Raw genomic sequence first — 4,353 nt, 5'->3', positions numbered from 1 at the left:
AAGTTACGTGATTTGAACTCTAAGGAGTTAGAGGTTTTATTGCCAACATCCTTTAAATTATTAAGCGATGAAGAGTTTGTGCGCATGAGCAAAAATGACCATGAAATCGGCTATGCTATTATTAACGCACCAGGTTTATATGTCGTGCCCGGTATTAACGATTCCGCAGCCTCATTAAATGGAAATGCTGCTGGTCAAAATAGTGCAGTATCTAATGAGTTTCTAAATGATTTGGCAGGCTTGTTATCTAAGTATGTAGGTCCTGTAGGTGGAGCACAAGTTGGCAAGGATACAGTCCTCGATGTGGCGACAGGTAAATTAACCTTAGAGCAAATCAATTTGCTGTTCCGTCATCTTCCAGTAGATTTATCCTATGTAGATGAAAACGAACTTGTTAAGTTCTATAGCGATACGCCACATCGCATTTTCCCTCGCAGTGCCAATGTTATTGGTCGTGAAGTGAAGAATTGTCATCCTGCTAAGTCTGTTCATGTTGTAGAAGAAATTGTAGAGAAATTCCGTTCTGGTGAGCAAAGCCAAGCTGAATTCTGGATCAATAAACCGGGATTGTTTATCTATGTTATCTATACAGCAGTACGTGATGAAAATGGTAAATTCCTCGGTGTCTTAGAAATGATGCAAGATTGCACTCATATTCGTGAACTTGAAGGATCTCGCACATTGTTGACTTGGGATAAGACTGATTTTGTAGGAAATACAGATAATAGTAATGGTAATGATAAATCCCTAGCTCAAGAGGCTGCAGAAGAAGTAGATGAAGAACCACTCACTACTGATGCTGACGGTCGTTTCCATATCGATGCGAAGACTACGCTATCTAACTTAATCAAACAAAGTCCTGAAGTGGTAGATTATTTAATTTCTTTGAACCCTAAGTTTGAGAAGTTGAAAACGCCGATGGTAAAAGTGATGGCAAAGGTAGCTACTATTAAGATGATTGCAGAGCGCGGTGATTTTAATGTAGATGATTTAGTCGGTAAAATTGATGGATTTATTAATAGAAATAAAAAGTAAACTAGAAAATAGATATAGAGGATATATTTGGAACTTGAATTTAGAAGATAAATATTTGTTTTTCTAGAATAAAAGGCTAGGTCATATGACCTAGCCTCATTTTATTTTTTTATTAGTTGATGTATATTCAGTTAGCTCTTTTATATTAATCATTATTAGAATAAATTCAATAAAACAGATAGAGTTATTAAAATATTTTATGTAAAATGTGTTGCACTAATTTAAAATAAGCATGCATTAATTTCTTATAATTCATCTCTTTTGTGTATACAAATTTGTCTGAAAAGGGTACAATAAAACATAATGAAAGTATTTGCGGATGCAGTATTTTCTTATCTTAAACTACTTTTACAAGAGAAATTACGTATATATTAAAGGTGAGGATCTGGATACTATGTCGACAAGACGCGTTTGGAAGCAAAGTGAAATTAAAACAAACCCATTATTTTCTAAGATGCGCAGTACTATTGAAACTGCATTTTATGGAAACAATGTAACGCCTATTACATCTGTGGCACAAGCGTACCAATTTGCCACTGAAGAACCTGGCGTTATCGTCCTCGATATGCCTGTATATAAACCATGCGAGCAAGGTTTGCCAGCTGATGCAAAGGTACTTGTTACAAATGATGGTAAAACTACAGGTCGTTATGCAAAAGCTCGTCGTATTATTGGCGATGAAGGCATTGACGAAGTGGAACTCGCTAATATTGCACGTGATGCAGTCTATGATAGCCGTGGTAAAGAATGGATTTCTGCTGATACTATCGTAGGTCTTGATAAAAAATTTACTGCTCGTGCGCATTTGATGATTCCAAAAGATCACGCATCTATTTTGTATTCTTGGATCATGAACTTTAAGTTCTTTGATGCAGCTGTAAAAGAATTCTACAATGATAGCGTAGAAATTCCAGAAGGCGACATTTATATCTATTCTGATCCTGACTATGTGGTACCAGGCCATCCAGGTGGGCTTGCTATTTTTGACCCAGCTCATAACTGCGCTATGATTCTTGGTATGCGCTACTTCGGTGAACATAAAAAAGGTACCCTTACATTGGCGTGGTCCTTGGCGAACCGTTTCGACTATGTAGCATGCCACGGTGGTATGAAACGTTACAATCTTGACAATGGTAAAAGCTATACAATCGGTGTATTTGGCTTGTCCGGTTCTGGTAAATCCACATTAACTCATGAAAAGCATGATGGTCGTTATGATATTTCTATCTTGCATGACGATGCGTATATCATCAATACTAATGACTTGAGTTCTATTGCTCTTGAACCTACATATTTTGACAAAATGCAAGACTATCCTGTGGAACATCCTGCTAATGAATTCTTGTTGACTCTGCAAAATGTTGGCGTAACTATGGATGAGGATGGCCATAAGGTTGTGTTGGCAGAAGATGTGCGTAATAATAATGGTCGCGCTATTAAATCTCAATTCTGGACAGATAATCGTGTAAACTACGTAGATCAACCAGTTAATGCCATTGTATGGCTTATGAAGGATAAAACGTTGCCACCAATCCTTAAAATTAATGACCCTGTTTTGGCATCTACAATGGGCGCAACACTGGCGACACGTCGTTCTACTGCTGAAAAGCTGGATGCTCACGTTGATCCAAATGCACTTGTTATCGAACCATATGCAAATCCATTCCGTACATATCCATTGGTTCGTGACTATGAAAGCTATAAAAAATTGTTCTCTGAATGTGGCGTCCAATGTTACATCATGAACACAGGTTTCTTCTTGGAAGAGAAAATTCCAAAAGAGGTAACTCTTGATTTGTTAGAACGTTTGGTAGAAGGCACATTAGACTTCAAACCATTCTATAAATATGAAAACCTCTCTTATGTTGAGGTTCCTGGTTTTGAACCACCATTCCAAGTGCGTGAATACCATCACCAATTACACAAAGCGTTCGAGTTCCGCTATGACTATGTAGAAAAACTTATTGGTCATAAAAACGAATTGCCCCGAGAAGTATTGGATGTATTGAAAACTCTAATGTAGTCTCAAAATTTATTAAATCCTAAATATAATATTGAGACTATCTAACTGCTCAAATAAAAGGCCCTCCTTATGGAGGGCTCTTTCTTTTGTGGTAATATATACTTATGATAAATCAATAATGTTTTGTTATAAGGTGTTTTTATGGATATAAAGGATATTAAATATATAAGTACCATCGTTGAGATGGCATCATTTTCAAAGGCGTCTAAAAAATTATATATCTCTCAACCTGCATTGAGTCAAAGTATTCGTCGCATTGAGGCTGAATTAGGGGTGCCTTTATTTGCTCGAGATCGGACAAAGGTTGTACCCACCGCTGCAGCCTTACAAATTGCTAAAGAGGGTATGCCTTTAGTAGGAAAGGTAGAGGCTTTAACGCAGTCGATCATTAATCAAGGGTCTGATGCGGCTTATCATGTGCGTATTGGATTATCTCAATTCTATGGTCACCATATGTTGGGAAAAACATTGAAGAGCTTTCAACAAATTGAGCCATCCTGGGAATTTCATGTAGTAGAAGGGGAGTCCCATTTTTTGGAGCAACAAATTTGTGATGGATTGGTTGATGTAGGTCTATTTCCAACACCAATCTACTCTCAAGCTCTTGAAAGTTATCCTGTGTTAGATGAGCAAATTTTATTAGCTGTTAGTGTAGAGAATAAAAAAGCTATAGCTATTGCTGACTCGCTCATGACACCGGATGGAATACATGAGATAGCACCATTTGGGTCTTTCCCTTTTATTCTCATAAGAGAAGGCCTTAAGTTGCGAACCTTGGTAAATCGTCTATGTCAGGCTGAATCCTTTGTGCCAAAAGCTGTTATTGGTTCTGAAAACTTAGATACCTGCCGTTCTTTAGTAGAAGATGATTATGGTATTACTTTCTTGCCGAGTACACTCAATAGCAAAGGTGATGATGATAAAGTTAAATTCTATCCTTTAGCATCAAAACTATGTTTCCGTCAATTAGTTCTTGTAGCGAGATCAGATAGAGCAAAGCGATTCCATTTGCCTGAAGTGGCTCAAATTATGCAACAATTCTTATAAATTATACAGATAGAATATTGGCGCATTTAATACTATTATCGAATAATAATTTGGATACATAAATATATACATAATGTGTCATATAAATAAAAGAGATTAATTCCTATAATTTTTAGGAATTAATCTCTTTTGTTTTATGAAAGAAATCTGAAGTTATCGAATTTGATGAATATAGTTAATACAATAGTTTGTAGGCATAAATGAGTCAAAAATTTCTCAAAATTTAATTGACAAATGTCCTTTCAGAA

3 protein-coding genes are annotated in these 4,353 nt (G+C 36.3%); all 3 read left to right on the top strand.

Annotated features, from left to right (window positions below; translation table 11 throughout):
• On the top strand, positions 1-1,035 hold a 1,035-nt coding region (locus tag QZR70_RS08505), incomplete at its 5' end, for a PAS domain-containing protein (protein WP_295794495.1).
• Between the two features lie 394 nt (positions 1,036-1,429).
• On the top strand, positions 1,430-3,058 hold the full coding sequence (locus QZR70_RS08500; RefSeq protein WP_156719431.1) for a phosphoenolpyruvate carboxykinase (ATP): 1,629 nt from the start codon (positions 1,430-1,432) through the stop codon (positions 3,056-3,058).
• 141 nt (positions 3,059-3,199) lie between these two features.
• On the top strand, positions 3,200-4,105 hold the full coding sequence (locus tag QZR70_RS08495; RefSeq protein ID WP_295794493.1) for a LysR family transcriptional regulator: 906 nt from the start codon (positions 3,200-3,202) through the stop codon (positions 4,103-4,105).
• Positions 4,106-4,353: the final 248 nt, after the last annotated feature.

It is taken from the genome of uncultured Veillonella sp. (assembly GCF_900545205.1).
In the GTDB taxonomy this organism is placed as follows: domain Bacteria; phylum Bacillota; class Negativicutes; order Veillonellales; family Veillonellaceae; genus Veillonella.
This window is presented reverse-complemented; position numbering and strand designations above follow the sequence as displayed.

Bases quoted from the DNA above. Each gene is read 5' to 3' on its own strand.
- QZR70_RS08500 (WP_156719431.1), top strand. From the start codon at position 1,430: ATGTCGACAAGACGCGTTTGGAAGCAAAGTGAAATTAAAACAAACCCA.
- QZR70_RS08495 (WP_295794493.1), top strand. From the start codon at position 3,200: ATGGATATAAAGGATATTAAATATATAAGTACCATCGTTGAGATGGCA.